Origin of the sequence: Cyanobacterium sp. IPPAS B-1200 (genome assembly GCF_001747005.2) — a bacterium.
Taxonomy (GTDB): domain Bacteria; phylum Cyanobacteriota; class Cyanobacteriia; order Cyanobacteriales; family Cyanobacteriaceae; genus Cyanobacterium.
Map to the genome: position 1 here is coordinate 89,678 of NZ_CP182899.1, position 20,303 is coordinate 109,980.

The following is a 20,303-nucleotide window of genomic DNA, read 5'->3' on the forward strand; positions in this document are numbered from 1 at the left end:
TCCACCAATTTCTATATATTATTGAATTAATGCTCATGTATTCAGATTAAAATATTATGGGAACAAATTGCGGTTGCTCACAGGATGATAAAAATCAAGATCAAGGCAAAGAATTTGATTGGAAAAAAGATTCCATACCAATGGTCATTTCTGGAGTTTTATTTTTTATCGGTTTAGTATTTTATGATGAACTTCACGACACCCCTTACTTTGTGGGGGAATATGTGGTTTTACTTACAGCTTATCTTCTCAGTGGCTGGGGTGTTATCACTCGTGCAGGAAAAAATATATTAAAGGGAAGAATCTTTGATGAAAACTTCCTCATGACGGTAGCGAGTCTCAGTGCGATCGCCCTTCACAAAATACCAGAAGCAGTGGCAGTAATGTTATTTTATCAAATCGGTGAAACATTTCAAGACTACGCCGTAGGAAAATCGCGCAACTCCATCAAATCTTTATTAGAAATTCGCCCTGATCAAGCTACCCTAAAAACAAATACAGGTATTGAAATAGTCTCCCCAGAAAATGTAAATATAGGAGATATTATCATCATCAAAGCAGGGGAGAAAATACCCCTTGATGGAAAAATCATTAATGGTAGCTCTCAAATTGATACCTCCGCCTTAACGGGAGAATCCATTCCTCAAATAGTTAAAGAAGGAGACTTTATTCTAGCAGGTTCCATTAATCAATCAGGTACATTAACGGTCAAAGTCACAAAACCCTTCGCCGAATCTTCCATTGCTAAGATATTGGATTTAGTCGAAAATGCTCAAGGAAAGAAAGCAGAAACCGAAAAATTTATTAGTACGTTTGCTCGATACTATACCCCTGTAGTGGTGTTTTTATCCCTTGGAGTGGCAATTATTCCCCCCCTGATTTTTGGCAGTCAAACCCAGCCACTATGGATTTATCGAGCTTTAATTTTATTGATTATTTCCTGTCCTTGTGGTTTAGTTATTAGTATTCCCTTGGGATATTTCGGGGGTGTGGGTAGTGCGGCGAAAAACGGTATTTTGGTAAAAGGCTCGACTTTCCTAGATGCCTTAACCCAAGTGAAAACCGTTGTTTTTGATAAAACAGGTACTTTGACGAAGGGAAATTTTCGAGTGACGGATATAGTTACTCATAATGGGTTATCAAAAGACCAATTACTGGCACTAACTGCGATGGCTGAATCTCAGTCTAATCATCCCGTGGCTAAGTCCATTGTTGAAGAATATGATCAGATTGTTAGTGATATTTTCGTTAGCAACTATCAAGAAATTGCGGGTCATGGTGTCATTGCCCAGATAGATAATAAAACAATATTGGTAGGAAGCGATCGCCTTCTCCACCGAGAAAATATTTTCCATCCTCCAGAAGTCTGTACCCTACAAGGTACAACGGTACATACAGCCATTGATAACGAATATGTCGGTTATATAACCGTAGCAGATCAGTTAAAAGACGATGCCATTATGGCGGTGCAACATTTACAATCTCAAGGGATTGAAGTGGTGATGCTAACAGGGGATAATCAATTAGTGGCAAACTCCATCGCTCAAAGGTTGGGGATAACTAACTATCAAGCTCAATTATTACCAGAAGATAAAGTCAGTGCTTTAGAGGAGATTTTACACCAAGCCAGTAAACAAAAAACCAAAGTAGCATTTATCGGGGATGGTATTAATGATGCCCCCGTCATCGCTTTGGCAGATGTGGGTATGGCTATGGGTGCATTAGGTTCCGATGCCGCCATTGAAACTGCTGATGTGGTAATTATGGCAGATATGCCTTCTAAAGTTTCTCAGGCGATCGCCATTGCCAAAAAAACTCGTCAAATCGTCTGGCAAAATATTGGCTTCGCCCTAAGTATTAAAGGATTATTTATCATTTTGGGAGCCGTAGGATTAGCAAGTCTTTGGGAAGCTATTTTTGCTGATGTAGGAGTGGCCTTAATTGCTATCTTTAACGCAGGAAGAATTATTAAATTTAAGACTTGGTGGAGGTTAAGGTGCGCTGAATAAAACATAAACCCTTTAGGGCATTGCTAATTTTAAATATGGTTTTTCGTTTAGCCGGAGAATAGCCCTCTTTTGTCACTTTCCATTTTTTCTTACTATTAATTAATTTCATAACTCCTTATAAGCAAAAGATTACATATACTACAATTTACTTTTCTTGATTTTGAGTCATCTTTTATTTTAAAGTAACACATAATCGGGCGATCGCATATAGAGAAAGACTTTTAGAGTTTAGCAATTTCAAAGATTATCGGAGACTGACAAAAGAGGGATATATTTTTTTACGAGAGATTTGTCTGGATTTTTTAAAGCAGATATGCTATAATATATTATTGTATCCTGCGGATGTGGCGGAATTGGTATACGCGCACGCTTGAGGGGCGTGTGGCTTCGGCCTTGCGAGTTCGAGTCTCGCCATCCGCATAAATAAACTACCAATAGTTCTTATAATCTGGTGCACATTTGTTGTACATTAACAAATTAGTGTCGTCTTAACAAATTAAATGACATGATAACAGTTTGATGTTACGATACAGGATAACTTTTTCTTGACTAACATCCACGAAAGCAATGGTAACAGGTTGTTGTAAACCCATTGCTACTCCCAAATAGAGGTCTGGATTACCTTGATAAATAGGTTTGCTAGGACGAGGAAAAATATTATCAAGTCGGGCAAGAGTCGTTTGTTTGCGTTGGATAAGAATGTCTTCGATTTCTTCTATACTTTCAAAATATTGGTTGACTAAAGGTTCATCTACTAAACTCCACAATCTTTCAGCGGGTTGTAGTTCTGGAGAGTATGGTGGTAAATATTCTATTTCAATTCCTTCGGGAACCCGTGAAAATGTACTCCTATGCCAACCGGCATTATCTTCTACTAACAAGACTTTTTTATTGTCTACCAGAGCATCCTTGGCAAATGCTTCATACACTAAATTTAACCATTGTGTATTTACTCTTGGTATCAAATACCATAATGTTTCTCCTGTTTTTGGCTTCACAAAACCGTAAATATATAACCACTCATAACGATGATTGACTATTGCAGTTGGTCTTTCTCCTATTTTCCCCCACACTTTCCTTAAAATTGGTTTTAATCCTACTCTGTGTTCATCAAAAAACCACACATCTACTTGTTTTCCACTATGTTTGGCTTCAAGAGCTTTTACTTTCTCTTTAAAATTGTGCTTAAATTCTTGTTGTTCCTGGGCATCTCCTTTTCTATGTTTTGGTCTCGGACTCTGCCAAGAGTATCTGCACTTTTTTAGATAGTCCCACCCCCTTTGATTCCACACTTTTTCTCTTCCTGTTTCTTTTTCTATCCAACGAGCTACTTTGGGTCCTGTCCAAAGTCCCCCATCTTCTGGTTTCGATTCTAATTCTGACTTTAATTTTTGTAATTGCTGGTCTGTTAATAGGCTTTTTTTTCCACCGAAATATTTTTTTCTTGTTTTACGACCATTTAATATTCCTTTTTCTCCCTGATTGTTATACTTTTTAATTATTTGTTTGGCGTAAATATAACTTATTCCTACTGCTAAGGCACTATTTTTTACGCTCCATCCACAAGATATTTTCCACAATAAGTGCCATCGTCTTGATTCCACATTATCTTTACTGGAAAAATATTTTTCTTTTAATTCTTCTCTACTCAAATAATCTGCTAAATGTACTTTTCTTGCCATTGATTTTATCTAACATTATTTTTATTATTAATAGTATATTCTATTTCTCGGATTTAGTATAACAAACAATTTTGGAGCCTGATTATCAAAATCTCTGCTACTTAGTCTGCCCGTGAATATACTTTGTAATGGAAATATGATGGTCAAAATCCTCATGACAGTTCAATGTTTTATGATGAGCTTTCGTTATTTTCTAATCGGTAAAGTCTATTCCTCTTAATTTGATTCGGTAAACCACATCTTGAAAGGAATAGACACTGTGTGACATGATAAAAACTAGCCACAATCAACAGGCTATTATATTTATTCGATAAAAATAAAAAAATATCATCTATGAGCAACGTATTAGAAAAGGGTAATATTTCCATCCATACCGAGAATATATTTCCCATTATCAAAAAATCCCTCTACACTGACCACGAAATTTTCTTAAGGGAATTAATCTCTAACTCCGTAGATGCTATTTCCAAAGCTAAGATGGCATCTTTGGCGGGGGAATTTAGTACAGATTTACCTGAGCCTGAAATTACCCTTGCTATCGATAAGGAGAAAAAAACCCTTTCTATTAGCGACAATGGTATCGGGATGACGGTAGAAGAAGTTAAAAAATATATTAACCAAGTAGCCTTTTCCAGTGCCGAAGATTTTATTACCAAATACGGTAAAGATGCTAATGAATTAATCGGACATTTTGGCTTAGGTTTTTATTCCGCTTTCATGATAGCTAAACAGGTAGAAATCGATACCTTATCATACCGTGAGGGTTCAACCCCCGTCCATTGGAGTTGTGATGGTTCACCCGAATTTGAATTAACGGAGTCTTCCCGCACCACCCCCGGCACCACTATTACCCTAACGGTTTTAGATGAGGAAACGGAATATTTAGAAGAGGCAAGAATTAAAAACCTTGTTAAAAAATATTCTGACTTTGTTCCTGTCGCCATTAAGATGGATGGGGAAACAGTTAACCGTCAAAAAGCCCTTTGGAAGGAATCTCCTCAAAATTTAACCGATGAGGATTATTTAGAATTTTATCGTTATCTTTATCCTTTCCAAGAAGATCCTTTATTATGGGTACATCTAAATACTGATTATCCTTTCTTGCTCAATGGTATTTTATACTTCCCTAAATTAAGACCTGATGTTGATGTTACCAAAGGGCAAATTAAGTTATTCTGTAATCAGGTATTTGTAAGTGATCATTGTGAAGAGGTTATCCCCGAATTTCTCATGCCTTTACGGGGAGTAATTGATAGCCCTGATATTCCCCTTAATGTGTCTCGTAGTGCCTTGACTAACCATCGCACCGTGAGAAGAATTGCTGATTTTATTACCAAGAAAGTGGGCGATCGCCTCAAGTCCTTATATACTGATAACAAGTCAGAATATATCAGTTGTTGGGAAGACGTAGGCACTTTCGTAAAATATGGTGCATTGAGAGACGAAAAATTCAAAAAACAAGTAGAAGACTTAATCATCTATCGCACCACTTACCAAGCCGATAAAAACGCCGATAAACCCAAAGTAGAAATCGACTCAGGGGATGACGCATGGGCGCAAGTAGAAGAAGAAAACAATCAACCCTTTGTCACCCTCAAAGAATATCTTGAGAGAAACAAAGAAAAACACGAAAACAGCGTTTTTTATTGCACCAACCCTCAAACCCAAAGCACCTATGTTGACTTGTATAAAAATCAAGGCATCGAAGTGCTGTTTATGGACTCTTTCATCGATACCAATTACTTTATTCCCTTCCTCGAAAGAGAATACAACGAAGTAAAATTCTCTCGGGTTGACTCGGAATTAGATTCTAGTCTAGTGGAAGAAGATAAAGCCAGTGACATTGTTAATCCCAACACTAACAAGACTCGCTCAGAAGAAATCAAAGAAATATTTGAAACCGCCATCAACAAACCCAAAGTAAATATCAAAACCCAATCCCTCAAAGCTGAAGCCCAAGAAGAAACTCCCCCTGCCATGGTATTGTTACCCGAAGCCATGCGCCGTCTTCAAGAGATGACAGCCATGATGCAACAAAGGGAAATGAAATTCCCCGATGAGCATATGTTGGTGATTAATACCTCCCATCCCCTCATTGAAAATATCTATCAACTCAATAAAGGGGCGATTATTCAAGGTAGCGGAGAATCCAACACCCAAGAAATGGTTAACATGATGTGTCAACACGTGTATGACTTAGCCTTAATGGCACAAAGGGCTTTTGATGCCGAAGGGATGACGGCTTTCGTTGAGCGCTCAAATAACGTCTTAACCAAACTAACCCAGCGTTAATTTGTAGCTATTTATGCAACACAAATATTAATCTTGTAGGGTGGGCAATGCCCACCTTTACTATTGTTTAGAGATATTAAAAATTTTAAAAAAGCATTTTATTCCTATAGATAAATAACCATATAAAATGAATTATAAAAAGTCAGAATTTTAAAAAATTTAGGGATTATTCATCACCAAAAAAATTAGCAAGTAAGGTGCGCTGATTTTCATTCAACCTATCCATTACCTTCAACTGATAACTAGTAACCTTTGGTTTAGCCAACTTCACCATCAAATTTTTTAATTCATCTTGATGGAATATCGTCACCTCCACTTCATCTCCCTCCTGATAATCCCTCAACCTATCTCCTAGAGTCTCCAAAGTTACTTTAAATCCATCCATAGCCAGTAACTCATCCCCCGCCTCAATGCCTACCATACCAGCAGGAGAATTGGCATCCACAAAACTAACCTTATCAATCACCCCCTCCTTTTGTAGTAGTACCCCTAAATAAGGGTGACTATCCTTTGCTGTTTTTTCTTTTAAAATTAATCCAAAAGGCTCTAAAAACTCATTAAAAGGTAGTTCATTAATATTATTTAAATATAAATCCCAAAACTGTGTTAAATCTTCCCCTGCTATCTCCTCAATAACACCTTTTAACTCTTCTTCCGTATAACCAATTTCATCCACCCCAAAACGTTGCCACATTTCCCGCATCACGTCATCAAAAGACTTTTGCCCTTGGCTATTTTTACGAATAATTAAATCTAAAAATAAAGCAATAAACTGGCCTTTGAGATAATAAGAAATCTGATTATTATTGCTATAGGCATCACGGCGATATAACTTAATCCAAGCATCAAAACTAGACTCCCTTAAGGGTTGGATATGTCTGCCAGGGATAGATAAATATTGACTAATATCCTTACTCAGTAAATCCAGCAAAGTTTTGCGGGAATAAACCTTGGCACGATAGGGAATCAAAATATCATAATAGCTGGTGACACCCTCACAAAACCACAGAGAAGCAGTGTAATTTTCTTGACTATAATCAAAAATTTCTAACTCCTTGGGGCGAATTCTTTTCACATTCCACAGATGGAAAAATTCATGGGCAACCAACTGCATAAAGCGGTTATATTTATCTTCTTTACGAAAACCAAAACGAGGATAGTTCAAAACACAACAGTTTTTATGCTCTAAGCCTCCAAAACCACTTCCCGAAAGATGTAATAAAAAGAAATAATCTTCGTAGGGTAAATCCCCAAATAATTCTTCCTCTTTTTCAATAATTGCTTTAGTATCTTTGATTAATTTTTCTTTATCAAGATTACCTTTGCCCCAAGTTACCCATTGATGGGGTTTATCTGATACTACAAAGTTATCAATTTCTTGGGTACCGATTTCAAAGGGGCTATCAACTAAAGTATCAAAACAGTCTGCACAGAAGGTATTATGACTAATTTTTAGTAAAGAAGTTGTCACTTCCCAATCTTGATGGGGTGGCACGATGGAGACAGTATGGGGAATGTACTGATATTCTGGAATATAGAAGAATAAGGCAGCACCGTTAAAATAGCCATGGGTACTATCTAAATGGTTAGTTCTAACGGTTAACTCGTTAGCATATATTTTATAACTTATTTTGATTTCCTTGGTGTTTTTTGCTTCTATTTGCCAATGATTTTTTGATTGTTTGTGCCATGGAATCGGTTGATGTGTGGTTGCGTCCGTGGCTGAAAATTCTTGTAGATTTTTAGAATATTCTCTGACTAAATATGAACCTGGTGTCCATACGGGCATCATTATATCAAGCATTTCTTGTGTCCAATTGGTGATGGTTAGATTCACCTGAAATAGATGTAATTCAGGATTTTCCATGGACACTTGATAGTATATGTCTGGTTGTTGGGTATTCATGTTTATGTGATAAATAGCAGTTTCTTTATTTTAAAGCTATCATCTTGCCTCGTAAAATGCCCCAATTTTATTGAGAAAGTATCGTCAACACAAACTAAATAAGGTGCGCTGAGTAAAACAAAAATTATATCTAAATTCAGCAATGCCATTATTCATTACCCAATTGACCGATAATATGATGAAGTTGTTTGATATTGGGAAGAAACATAATATTAAAGTCGTTATCAAGACTGACTAAATTTTTATGTTCTAACTTACTCATATTTTGTATACATTCCTCTAGGGATAATAATGCTAAATCGGCTAAATCTTGGAGATGGAAATTATAAATCTCGAACCCATTTTCCATGGGTGTACCATATTTATCGGCTAAAGAAATTAAAATTGTTACCAGTCTTACTTTGCTAGTTTGTTGATAAAAACGGTAATATTCTTGAGCCTCTATTACTTTACTCACCATGGATTTTAGGAGGCGATTTTGTATTTGAGCGTCTCGGAATAAAACTTGAATAAATCTTTGGGCGGAAATGGTAAACATTTCTACGTCGGAAATGCTGATAACTTGGCTGTTAAAATCACCGCTACTGAGAATCCCTATTTCTCCCACAAAACCTCCTTTACCAATAATTTCGATGGTGATGGGTTGTCCGCCATAAAAACGTTGTACTTTTACCCAGCCTGAAGCGATTAGATAAAAACAACTACCCCAATCATTTTGGGAAATTATGGTTTCTCCTCTTTCACAGTTTTTGGGTTCTATTAGTTTAATAACTGATTCTAGGGTTTCATCACTGAGGTTATGAAAAAGGGGAAAAAGCTCGGCAAATTCTTGCGTCTCCATGGAGTATTGATTAAAGAATAGTTTTTTCTTTAAGAGTTTAGGATTTCTGCATTTTACTTGATTTTTTACTTTTGGGTCAACTATTCTTGATTATCTACGGGCAAAATCAGGTTTAGTGATGGGGTTATAAGGGTTAGAAAAAATGGTCATTGCTTGATAGGATAAAACGTGACTAAATTTTAACTTTTATTGAAATTCTATGACTAAAATTGAACAAACCATCCCCGCCCATGGTGGTAAATTAATAAATAGATTGGCAACTACGGCCGAAAGAGATGAATTTATGGCTCAAGCTGATAAACTGCCCAGAGTGCAACTTGATGAGAGAGCAACTTCTGATTTGGTCATGATTGCGATCGGTGGTTTTAGCCCCCTCCAAGGGTTTATGGCACAGGATGACTACGAAAATGTAGTAGATAATATGCGCCTCAAAAATGGCTTACCTTGGTCTGTACCTGTCACTTTATCTGTTACCCAAGAAGTCGCAGAACCTTTAAAAGAAGGTGGTTGGGTACGTTTAGATGATGCTAATGGTAGATTTATTGGGGTTTTAGAACTTACTCAAAAATATCGTTATAACAAAACCCATGAAGCGGTTAAGGTTTATGGTACTGATGAGGATAAACATCCCGGGGTAAAGGTGGTTTATGAGCAAGGAGAAATCAATTTAGCTGGACCTATTTGGTTGTTAGAAAGAGATGGTCATCCTCTTTTCCCTAAATATCAAATTGATCCTGCGGAGTCTCGTAAGTTATTTGTAGAAAGAGGCTGGAAAACTGTGGTGGGTTTCCAAACCCGTAATCCTATCCACCGCGCCCATGAATATATCCAAAAATGTGCATTAGAAACCGTTGATGGTTTGTTTCTCCATCCTTTGGTGGGTGCTACCAAGAGTGATGATGTGCCTGCGGATGTGAGAATGCGTTGTTATGAAATTATGATGGATAGATATTTCCCTCAAAACAGGGTGATTCTCGCTATTAATCCTTCTGCGATGCGTTATGCGGGCCCTAGGGAAGCTATTTTCCATGCTTTGATTCGTAAAAATTATGGTTGTACTCATTTTATTGTGGGACGTGACCATGCGGGGGTTGGTGACTATTATGGTACTTATGATGCTCAGTTAATTTTTGATGAGTTTGAACCTGCGGAGTTGGGTATCACTCCTATGAAGTTTGAACACGCTTTCTATTGTAAGCGCACTGAGCAAATGGCAACTTCTAAAACCAGTCCTTCTGCTCCTGAAGAAAGGGTACATCTTTCGGGTACTAAGGTAAGGGAAATGTTGAGACGTGGAGAGTTACCACCTCCTCAATTTTCTCGCCCTGAGGTGGCAGCGGAGTTGGCTAAGGCTATGCACCGTTAATTGTTTTCCTCTTTACCCTTCTCCTGTGGGAGAGGGGTTTTTTTGTTCGGATTCTTCTTCTTGTGGTTCGTCGGAATTTTGGTTATTGGGAATGGCAACCACGATCGCATCTATGACCCGATTTACACTGATAATATCTAAACCTAAGTCACTGGGATAGGTTTGCCCTTTGGGAACGATCGCCCTTTTAAAGCCCAATTTAGCGGCTTCTTTTAGTCTTAATTCCATCTGAGATACTAGACGCACCTGCCCCCCCAAACCAATTTCACCGATTAAGACGGTGCGAGGATCTACGATACGATCTCGAAAACTAGCCACAATGGCGATCGCCATGCCCAAATCTGCCGCAGGTTCTTCTACTCCCAAACCCCCCGCCGAAGCCACATAGGCATCTAATTTTGAGAGAGGAATTCCTACTCTTTTTTCTAATACTGCCAAAATTTGTTGTAAACGGTTGTAATCAACCCCCGTGGTAGAACGGCGAGGGGAAGTATAACTGGTGGGGCTGACAAGGGCCTGTAACTCCACCACAATGGAGCGTGTACCCTCCGAGGATACGATGGTGGCAGTACCGGGGGCTAGTTCATCCCGACTACTCATAAACAACTCCGAAGGGTTTAAAACCTCCACTAAACCATGATCCACCATTTCAAAGATACCGATTTCGTGGGTAGCCCCAAACCTATTTTTTACCGATCTTAACAGACGATGGGATGCGTAGCGATCGCCCTCAAAATATAGTACCGTATCCACCAAATGCTCTAAGACTCGGGGCCCTGCGATCGCCCCTTCCTTCGTCACATGACCCACAATAAATAAAGTAATACTTTCCCGTTTCGCCACCTGCATCAGAGCCGAAGTACACTCCCTCACCTGAGAAACCGAACCAGGGGCAGAATTAAGACTCGAATAATGGAGGGTTTGAATACTATCAATAATCGCCACTTGAGGCTTCAGAGATTCCAACTCCTTCAAAATCTCCTCCAAATCAGTCTCAGGCATCACATAAAGATTTGGAGACGAAGCCAAACTACTCGCCCCTTTTTGCTCAGAATCTTGCTTTTTCTTACTAGCTTTTTTGCCATTGCCATTGTTACCATTGTCCAAACTCTCAGCCTGAGCCGCTTCTTGCGCCCCCACGTGCAACCTAGTCGCCCTTAACTTAATTTGTTGCCCCGACTCCTCCGCCGACACGTAGAGAATACGAGGAAGACGCAAAGACAACTGATTCGCCGTTTGTAATAATAACGTAGATTTACCAATCCCAGGATCACCCCCAATCAAAACCAACGAACCTGGTACGATGCCACCTCCCAAAACCCGATCTAATTCCTGATACCCCGACTCAATTCTCGGTTGCTCCTCTTCCCTAATATCAGAAAACTTTACCGAAGCCCTTGGTTTTGCCTCCGCATCACCAGTGTGAAATTCACGGGTTTGAGACTGCCAACCAGCCCGACTAAAACTTGTCCCCCCATTATTCGTAGGATTGATAATTTGCTCCTCTAAAGTTCCGTATGTATCGCACTGAGGACATTTCCCAAACCACTGGATAGACTCAGTTCCGCAGGCACTACAGATATAAACAGTTTTGGTTTTAGGCATTAGTCTCCTAACCTATCATGTACTTCTCGTTAACTCGATTATGCGCCCAAAAAAAAATTTTTGTTTAAAATAATTAAAAAAAGTTAACAACATTAATCAAGATTAAGGATTAAAAGACGATCAAAATTATTGAGCGGAGATTACATAACAGTACAACTCCCATTGTCAATAACCTTTAAAATTTAAACCTTCTATACCTTTGAGCCTTTACGAAAAATAATAATATCTAATGGGGCAAGGCAACCCTTAACCCCACGAAAAATTAAGCCAAAGCAGGAACTTTTTCCGATTCTTGCGCTTTCACACCATCAAAACTTTGATTGCGGCAGAAAATTTCACAAGAATTATTAGGACTTTCAATGAGTTTAATTTTTTCTAACTCAACCCCTAACTTACTTACAGGCTCTTTTAAAAGAGTAGCAATATAAAAAGCAATATTTTCTGCGGTAGGCACAGTGTCAGCAAAATGAGCTATATCTTTGTTAAGGAAAGTATGATCAAAAGGTTCTACCACATACTCATCAATGACATTTTGCAGCGCCCCTAAATCCACAATCATCCCTGTACGAGCATCCATATTTCCAGTGACAGATACTTCTAAATGATAATTATGTCCATGACCATTAGGACGAGCGCACTTACCATATATTTCTAAATTTTCTTCATAACTCAACTGATTAGAGGCTAAACGATGAGCGGCGCTGAAATGAGTTTGAATACTTAAAGTTGCTTCCATATCTTTTCCTTGATAATTAACCCAAAGTTGAGGATGTTCGTATAATTGAATGTCAGTTAACGGTAAATGAGGAGCTAATCTTTGCCAAATTACCCTTGCAATGTTTTCTGTAGTGGGTAAAGTTTCTTGGAATTCTGCCCATACATCATTCAGATAACCATAGTCTAATTGACCAGTAACTTCATTTTTAATAACTTTTTTCACATTGGAGAGATTTTGCACCATGCCATATTGATCTAATTCTCCAATCAAGGACACAAATAATACATAATTATGTCCATGACCAGGAAAACGGCTATTAAGACCAAAACGCTCTTGGTTTTCTTGCTCCGATAACTCAGGCAACCAATAACGATGACTGGCGCTGAATTTTGCTCGACGATTGACAATACATTTCATTGCAATAGTTATGATTTCGGCTTGCTGATTCTTTCTCTACTTTACCATTTTTTCCTTTACCTAACTTAACAATTCTTTAATTTTTCTAGCTTCGTTAACAAGGGGCTTAAGCCCCTTGCCCCAGAAAAGTCCCTTGTCTCAAAAAAGCCCCTTGCCTCAAAAAATCAAAGTCAATCCTATTTCAACAACAAATAAAATAAATCCCCATCCCAATCCACTAAACCTGCTTGGGCTTTGGGAATATCCCCTGTACCGAAGAAAATATCAACCCTACCAGCGCCCCTAATGGCACTTCCTGTATCTTGATCTAGTACATAACGACTGGTTACAGGAGTAATCATCTGCCCATCACTATTAAGCTGAGGAATGCGGGTATGAATCAATGCCAATGCTCCAGGGGGCATAATAGATTTATCCGTGGCGATGGATCTTTCATCGGTAACAGGTACATTTAAACTACCCATGGGGGGTTGTCCTCCTGTTTCATTAAAGAAAATAAAGCGGTTATTGCGGGGTAAATATACACTCAATTCATCGGGATTACTTTCTAAATATTGCATCAATCGAGGTAAACTCATCTCCTCGGCGGGTACTTTTCCATCATTAATTAATTCCCTGCCCAAACTTACATAGGGATAGTCTGTTGCCCCATTAAAGCCGATAGTCATGGTTTGACCGTCTGTTAGTCGTAATTCTGCTGAACCCTGTACCTGTACTAAATAGGCCTCGAGGCGATCGCCCAGCCACACCAATTCATTCCCTTTGATAACACTATCAGTACCCCGTCCATCCACTCCTTCTAATTGCGCCCTTGTGGGGTGGGGTTTATTCCACGAATCAAAATTACTCGGTTTACGATAAAGAGGATAACGAAACTCATCAGTCCTTTGACGACTAGCACGATATATGGGTTGAAAATAGCCCGTAAAGTGTACCGTACCATCTCCATCATGACCCACAGAACGATAAAAACGAAATTCTCTCTCAATAGCTTGTTGTAACTGTGCCGAAGAATGAGAAGTCGCTACTAATTCTCGGAAACGTCGTAAAGACGCAATTACTCTCTCACGGGTAAAACCAGGCACATTATAATTTTCGTAGGCTTTTCTGGAGCTTTCGATGTTAAGGTATCGTAAACTATGGTCAACGGCACGAATTAATGATTGTCTATCTCGGCTCAAAATTTGTTGATCTAATACCTCCATGGGTAAACTATCAACGGGTTTTAATGGTACATTTTGAGCAAACAAAGAAGGGGCAAAAAATAGTCCTAAACCAATATTTATTAAACTAACTTTTGATAAATTAGATATAGTTTTGTTTAAATTAAGACTATAACTTATTTTATTTTGTTTTTTTGTTTTTTTATTATTATTCTGTAGAAACATCTTTTTAATACTTAAAATTATGACTAAAGTAGCTGTATTTGGTATGGGCTTAATGGGATTACCCATGACCCAAAAACTAGCAGAGGCGAATATTCCCGTCATGGGTTTCAATCGCTCTGCTCAAAAATTAGAACCCTTAAAGGCACAAAATGTTCCTGTCACCACTGATGTAAAAGAAGCTCTGGATTTTGCTGACTGTTTAATTTTGATGTTGTCGGATTTTCCTGCCATTCAAGAGGTTATTTTATCCTGTGATAGTTCCTTTGCCCAAAAAACTGTCATTCAAATGGGTACTATCGCCCCCGATGAAAGTCGGCAGTTATGCTCGGAAATTAGGGCAAGGGGAGGAGATTATTTAGAAGCCCCTGTGTTGGGTAGCATTCCTCAAGTAAAGCAGGGAGAGTTATTGTTGATGGTAGGAGCGACACCACAGCAGTTTGAGCAATGGCAACCTTTATTTAAAAATTATAGTCCTGAGCCTAGTTTAATCGGGGAAGTAGGACAAGCGGCGGCTTTAAAATTGGCGTTAAATCAGATGATTGCAGGGTTAACCAGCACTTTTGCCCTCAGTTTGAGCTTTTTAGAGCAACAGGGAGTATCCACAGATATTTTCATGGATATTTTGCGAGATAGTGCTTTATATGCTCCAACTTTTGATAAAAAGTTAACAAGAATGTCCGATCGCACTTACGACAATCCCAATTTTCCCACCAAACATTTACTTAAGGACATCAACTTATTTTTGGATGCTACCCAAGGAAAAAACATTAATAATGTAACTCTCCAAGCTATTCAAACAGTGGTACAAAGGGCGATCGCCAAGGGCTATGAAGATGGAGATTATTCTGCCTTAATTGAAGGAATAAAAGACTAATTAGAGTTTAGGAAGAAACTAAAAAAGTGTTACCCATTCAGAGTCATCCGTTAAAATCAAAACATATTCAAATAACTCATCAGAGGCAAAAAACAATATGACAACCAACAGTGGAAAATGTCCCGTAATGCACGGTGCTGTAACCACAAACAGTATGTCGAAGATGGAATGGTGGCCCAAGGCACTCAACCTCGATATTTTGAGTCAGCACGATCGCAAAACCAACCCCATGGGAGCGGATTTTAACTATCAAGAAGAACTAAAAAAACTGGACGTAACAGCCCTCAAAGAAGATCTTCACGCATTGATGAAAGATAGTCAAGATTGGTGGCCCGCAGACTGGGGACACTACGGTGGTTTAATGATCCGTTTAAGTTGGCACGCAGCGGGGACTTATCGCATTGCTGATGGTCGAGGTGGTGCTAGTACAGGCAATCAGCGTTTTGCTCCCCTCAACTCTTGGCCCGATAACGTCAATTTAGACAAAGCCCGTCGTTTGCTCTGGCCCATCAAGAAAAAATATGGAAATCATCTCAGTTGGGCTGATTTAATTACCTACGCAGGTACCATCGCCTATGAATCCATGGGCTTAAAAACTTTTGGCTTCGCCTTTGGACGGGAAGATATTTGGCATCCAGAAAAAGATATTTACTGGGGCCCAGAAACCGAATGGCTTGCTACCAGTGATAATCCTCAAAGCCGTTATTCTGGAGAACGAAATCTGGAAAATCCTTTGGCAGCAGTGACCATGGGATTAATTTATGTCAACCCTGAAGGGGTAGATGGCAATCCAGATCCCCTCAAAACTGCCCATGATGTAAGGGTTACGTTTTTGCGTATGGCAATGAATGACGAGGAAACCGTTGCCCTTACCGCAGGGGGTCATACGGTGGGTAAATGTCATGGTAATGGTAAGGAAGAGTTGCTTGGGGCAAAACCAGAAGGAGCGGAACTAGAAGATCAGGGTTTGGGGTGGATGAACAAAACCCAGCGTGGCATTGGTCGTGATACCATGAGTAGTGGCATTGAAGGGGCATGGACAACCCATCCTACCCAGTGGGACAATGGCTATTTTCAGATGTTGCTTAATTATGATTGGGAATTAAAGAAAAGCCCTGCTGGTGCGTGGCAGTGGGAACCCATTAACATCAAGGAAGAAGACAAGCCCGTGGATGTGGAAGATCCCTCTATTCGTCTTAACCCCATCATGACCGATGCTGATATGGCGATGAAGATGGATCCTAAGTATCGGAAAATCTCCGAGCGATTTTATAATGATCCCGAATATTTTGCTGATGTTTTTGCTCGGGCATGGTTCAAACTTACTCACCGAGATATGGGGCCTAAAACTCGTTATATCGGGCCAGATGTACCCCCAGAAGACCTAATCTGGCAAGATCCTATTCCTGCAGGGAACAGGGATTATGATGTTCAATCTGTGAAAGAAAAAATTACCCATAGTGGTTTAAGTATCAGTGAAATGGTATCTACCGCTTGGGACAGTGCCAGAACATTTCGAGGCTCGGACAAACGTGGGGGGGCAAACGGTGCGCGTATTCGTTTAACTCCTCTGAAAGACTGGGAAGGTAATGAGCCTGAGCGTTTAGCCAAGGTCTTGAATATACTTGAGGGGATCGCAGCAGATACAGGGGCTAGTGTGGCTGATGTCATCGTCCTTGCTGGTAATGTTGGCGTTGAACAAGGCATCAAAGCAGCAGGATTTAATATTACCGTACCTTTTTCCCCCGGTCGTGGTGATGCAACGGAGGAGATGACGGATGCTCAATCTTTTAAACCTTTGGAGCCTGTCCATGATGGCTTCCGTAACTGGCTCAAGAAAGATTACACTGTTAGTGCCGAAGAATTAATGCTCGATCGCACCCAATTAATGGGATTAACCGCCCCTGAGATGACTGTCTTGGTAGGTGGAATGCGTGTTTTGGGTACTAACTATGGTGGTACGAAGCACGGTGTATTTACCGACCGTGAAGGGGTATTGACCAATGACTTTTTTGTGAATCTGACGGATATGAAGTATTTATGGAAACCTGCGGGTAAAAATCTTTATGAAATTTGCGATCGCAAAACAGGTCAGGTACAATGGACAGCCACACGGGTAGATATTGTCTTCGGTTCCAACTCAATTCTCCGTTCCTATGCGGAAGTTTATGCACAGGATGACAACCAAGAGAAGTTTGTGCAAGATTTTGTGGCAGCGTGGACTAAGGTGATGAATGCCGATCGCTTTGATTTGGCTTAATCTCATTGGTGTGTCAGAGTAAAATCTGCCATGTCCTCGGTGGGTTAATTACTGTCGGGAAAATATTTATGGGCGATCGCTTACGGGCGATCGTCTGAGGTTAGGGGTTACTAGAATCCCTGCTCCCTTGAGAAAAAAAATTAATCTTTTCTTTACCTTCGGAAAAAGCAGAAAAAAAGGCTGAAATAGTCTATTTTACGTTGTTTAGGGAAACAAAAAGAAACAAGAAAACCAGAGGAGATACTGATTTCCGTACCACATACTGTGTCAGTTAGCACAGACTGACCATATTCCTATGCTAAAATCAACAATAAACAAGGCATAAGGTGAATTAAGGTATATTATGTTTGAACGCTTCACAGAAAAGGCGATCAAGGTGATCATGTTGGCTCAAGAAGAAGCTCGTCGCTTGGGTCATAACTTCGTAGGTACTGAGCAAATTTTGCTTGGGCTAATCGGAGAAGGCACCGGTGTCGCCGCCAAAGTCCTCAAACCCATGGGCGTTAATTTAAAAGACGCTCGTATCGAGGTAGAAAAAATCATCGGTCGTGGTTCAGGATTCGTTGCTGTCGAAATTCCTTTTACTCCCAGAGCAAAAAGAGTGCTGGAATTATCCCTAGAGGAAGCTCGTCAATTAGGTCACAACTACATTGGCACCGAACATTTACTTTTAGGGTTAATTAGAGAAGGGGAAGGAGTCGCCGCTAGGGTTTTAGAAAATCTAGGGGTTGATTTAGGCAAGGTTAGAACTCAAGTCATCAGGATGTTAGGGGAAACCGAATCTGCTCCTGTGGGTGCTGGTGGGGGCAACCGTTCCAATAAAACTCCTACTCTCGATGAGTTTGGCTCTAATTTAACCAATCTCGCCGCCGAAGGAAAATTAGACCCTGTGGTGGGCAGACAAAAGGAAATTGAACGAGTAATTCAAATTCTTGGTCGTCGTACCAAAAATAACCCTGTTTTAATTGGTGAACCGGGGGTAGGTAAAACTGCGATCGCCGAGGGACTCGCCCAAAGAATTGGTAACAAAGACATCCCAGATTTATTAGAAGACAAAAGGGTTGTCACCCTCGATGTAGGTTTATTGGTAGCTGGTACCAAATATCGTGGGGAGTTTGAAGAACGACTCAAAAAAATTATGGAAGAAATTCGTCAAGCAGGGAATGTCATCCTTGTTATTGATGAAGTTCATACCCTCATTGGTGCTGGGGCGGCCGAAGGTGCGATCGATGCGGCTAATATTTTAAAACCAGCCCTCGCCCGTGGTGAGTTGCAGTGTATCGGTGCTACCACCCTTGATGAATACCGTAAACACATCGAAAGAGATGCAGCCCTTGCCCGTCGTTTCCAGCCCGTCATGGTGGGTGAGCCTACCGTAGATGAAACCATCGAAATTCTCTTTGGTTTACGGGAACGTTATGAACAACACCACAAACTAAAAATTAGTGACGAAGCCCTCGAAGCTGCCGCTCAACTATCGGATCGTTACATTAGCGATCGCTACTTACCCGATAAAGCCATTGACCTCGTTGACGAAGCAGGATCCAGAGTTCGTTTACTCAACTCCCAACTCCCCGCCGAAGCCAAGGAACTAGATCAAGAATTACGGGAAGTCCTCAAAGAAAAAGACGAAGCGGTAAGATCCCAAGACTTTGATAAAGCAGGGGAACTGCGCGATCGGGAAATGGAAATCAAAACCGAAATCCGTGGTTTAGCAGACCAGAAAAAGAAAAATCCCGATGTCAGTGATAGCCCCGTTGTTGGCGAAGAAGAAATCGCTCAAATCGTGGCATCTTGGACTGGTGTACCCGTACAAAAACTCACCGAGTCCGAGTCGGAAAAACTACTCCACATGGAAGATACTCTCCACCAGAGAATTATCGGTCAAGAAGACGCAGTAAAAGCGATCTCCCGTGCCATCCGTCGTGCCAGAGTAGGTTTGAAAAATCCTAACCGTCCCATCGCATCCTTCATTTTCTCTGGACCTACAGGGGTAGGAAAAACCGAACTTACCAAAGCATTGGCTACCTACTTCTTCGGCTCAGAAGATTCCATGATTCGCCTAGATATGTCCGAGTACATGGAGCGTCATACCGTATCTAAATTAATCGGCTCACCTCCAGGCTATGTCGGTTATAGCGAAGGGGGACAACTCACCGAAGCAGTACGTCGTCGTCCTTACACCGTAGTATTATTTGATGAAATCGAAAAAGCACACCCCGATGTATTTAACCTCCTCTTACAAATCTTAGAAGATGGACGTTTAACCGATGCTAAAGGGCGCACCGTTGACTTCAAAAATACTCTCTTGATCATGACTTCCAACATTGGTTCCAAAGTCATCGAAAAAGGTGGCGGTGGATTAGGGTTTGAACTTGAAGACGATCAAACTGAGTCTCAGTACAACCGTATTCGCTCCCTTGTGAATGAAGAGTTGAAAAACTACTTCCGTCCCGAATTCCTCAACCGTCTTGATGAAATTATCGTATTCCGTCAACTCAACAAAGAGGAAGTCAAGGAAATCTCCGAACTCTTACTCAAAGAAGTATTTGCTCGTCTTACCGAAAAAGAAATTACTTTACAGGTAACCGACAAATTCAAAGAGCGTTTAGTAGAAGAAGGATATAATCCCGCCTATGGTGCGCGTCCATTACGTCGTGCCATCATGCGTCTATTGGAAGATGTCTTGGCAGAAGAAATCCTCTCTAAACGTCTCAAGGAAGGAGATGCCGCCCTTGTGGATGTAAACGAAGAAGGCAAAGTTATTATTAAAGCTGAAGAAAATACAACTCCATTACTTGCCAAAGCTGGTAGTTAGGTTGAATCGTTTTTTCATCTTGTGTCGAAAAGTTTAATTTGTTTTTGGGTGAGTTTTTTAACTCACCTCTTTTTTTGGAAATTATTAATGTGGTGTAAATAAACTCTTTAACCATCCAAGAAATTTA

12 protein-coding genes and 1 tRNA gene are annotated in these 20,303 nt (G+C 40.0%); 7 read left to right on the forward strand and 6 right to left on the reverse strand.

Annotation, left to right across the window (positions count from 1 at the left end):
• Nucleotides 1–56: 56 nt before the first annotated feature.
• On the forward strand, nucleotides 57–2,009 hold the full coding sequence (locus tag A5482_RS00455) for a heavy metal translocating P-type ATPase (protein WP_069790037.1): 1,953 nt from the start codon (nucleotides 57–59) through the stop codon (nucleotides 2,007–2,009).
• Nucleotides 2,010–2,347: 338 nt separating this feature from the next.
• A tRNA-Leu gene (locus A5482_RS00460) sits at nucleotides 2,348–2,429 on the forward strand.
• Nucleotides 2,430–2,497: 68 nt separating this feature from the next.
• Here the strand turns inward: A5482_RS00460 and A5482_RS00465 are convergent.
• Complete coding sequence (locus tag A5482_RS00465; RefSeq protein ID WP_069790036.1) at nucleotides 2,498–3,691, reverse strand: IS630 family transposase; 1,194 nt, start codon at nucleotides 3,689–3,691, stop codon at nucleotides 2,498–2,500.
• 333 nt (nucleotides 3,692–4,024) lie between these two features.
• Between A5482_RS00465 and htpG the strand changes: the two genes are divergently transcribed.
• Complete coding sequence (htpG, locus tag A5482_RS00470) at nucleotides 4,025–5,983, forward strand: molecular chaperone HtpG (RefSeq protein ID WP_069790035.1); 1,959 nt, start codon at nucleotides 4,025–4,027, stop codon at nucleotides 5,981–5,983.
• A gap of 166 nt (nucleotides 5,984–6,149) precedes the next feature.
• Here htpG and A5482_RS00475 read toward each other — a convergent pair whose 3' ends face one another.
• Together A5482_RS00475 and A5482_RS00480 are read right to left on the reverse strand one after the other, a co-directional pair.
• On the reverse strand, nucleotides 6,150–7,889 hold the full coding sequence (locus tag A5482_RS00475; protein ID WP_069790034.1) for a M61 family metallopeptidase: 1,740 nt from the start codon (nucleotides 7,887–7,889) through the stop codon (nucleotides 6,150–6,152).
• A gap of 148 nt (nucleotides 7,890–8,037) precedes the next feature.
• On the reverse strand, nucleotides 8,038–8,730 hold the full coding sequence (locus A5482_RS00480) for a Crp/Fnr family transcriptional regulator (RefSeq protein ID WP_069790033.1): 693 nt from the start codon (nucleotides 8,728–8,730) through the stop codon (nucleotides 8,038–8,040).
• 199 nt (nucleotides 8,731–8,929) lie between these two features.
• Between A5482_RS00480 and sat the strand changes: the two genes are divergently transcribed.
• Entirely contained in the window at nucleotides 8,930–10,096 is a 1,167-nt protein-coding gene (gene sat / locus A5482_RS00485) for a sulfate adenylyltransferase (RefSeq protein WP_069790032.1), read from the forward strand.
• Nucleotides 10,097–10,108: 12 nt separating this feature from the next.
• Here sat and radA read toward each other — a convergent pair whose 3' ends face one another.
• The 3 genes from radA to mltA all read right to left on the reverse strand — a co-directional run bounded on the left by radA (nucleotide 10,109) and on the right by mltA (nucleotide 14,224).
• Complete coding sequence (gene radA / locus A5482_RS00490; RefSeq protein WP_446684786.1) at nucleotides 10,109–11,701, reverse strand: DNA repair protein RadA; 1,593 nt, start codon at nucleotides 11,699–11,701, stop codon at nucleotides 10,109–10,111.
• Between the two features lie 262 nt (nucleotides 11,702–11,963).
• The gene (locus A5482_RS00495) at nucleotides 11,964–12,836 is read right to left on the reverse strand and encodes a 6-carboxytetrahydropterin synthase (protein WP_069790031.1); all 873 of its coding nucleotides are present in this window, start codon (nucleotides 12,834–12,836) and stop codon (nucleotides 11,964–11,966) included.
• A gap of 176 nt (nucleotides 12,837–13,012) precedes the next feature.
• Nucleotides 13,013–14,224, reverse strand: a complete 1,212-nt coding sequence (gene mltA / locus A5482_RS00500) for a murein transglycosylase A (RefSeq protein WP_369816715.1) — start codon at nucleotides 14,222–14,224, stop codon at nucleotides 13,013–13,015.
• Nucleotides 14,225–14,243: 19 nt separating this feature from the next.
• On the opposite strand from mltA, the gene A5482_RS00505 reads away from it, so the two are divergent.
• The 3 genes from A5482_RS00505 to A5482_RS00515 all read left to right on the forward strand — a co-directional run bounded on the left by A5482_RS00505 (nucleotide 14,244) and on the right by A5482_RS00515 (nucleotide 20,176).
• Nucleotides 14,244–15,098, forward strand: coding sequence for an NAD(P)-dependent oxidoreductase (locus A5482_RS00505; protein WP_069790030.1), 855 nt, complete (start codon nucleotides 14,244–14,246; stop codon nucleotides 15,096–15,098).
• A 97-nt stretch (nucleotides 15,099–15,195) separates the two neighbouring features.
• Nucleotides 15,196–17,358: a catalase/peroxidase HPI gene (katG, locus tag A5482_RS00510; RefSeq protein ID WP_069790029.1), complete on the forward strand. Its 2,163-nt coding sequence runs from the start codon at nucleotides 15,196–15,198 to the stop codon at nucleotides 17,356–17,358.
• A gap of 343 nt (nucleotides 17,359–17,701) precedes the next feature.
• A complete protein-coding gene (locus tag A5482_RS00515; RefSeq protein WP_069790028.1) occupies nucleotides 17,702–20,176 on the forward strand; it encodes an ATP-dependent Clp protease ATP-binding subunit in 2,475 nt (824 codons plus the stop codon).
• Nucleotides 20,177–20,303: the final 127 nt, after the last annotated feature.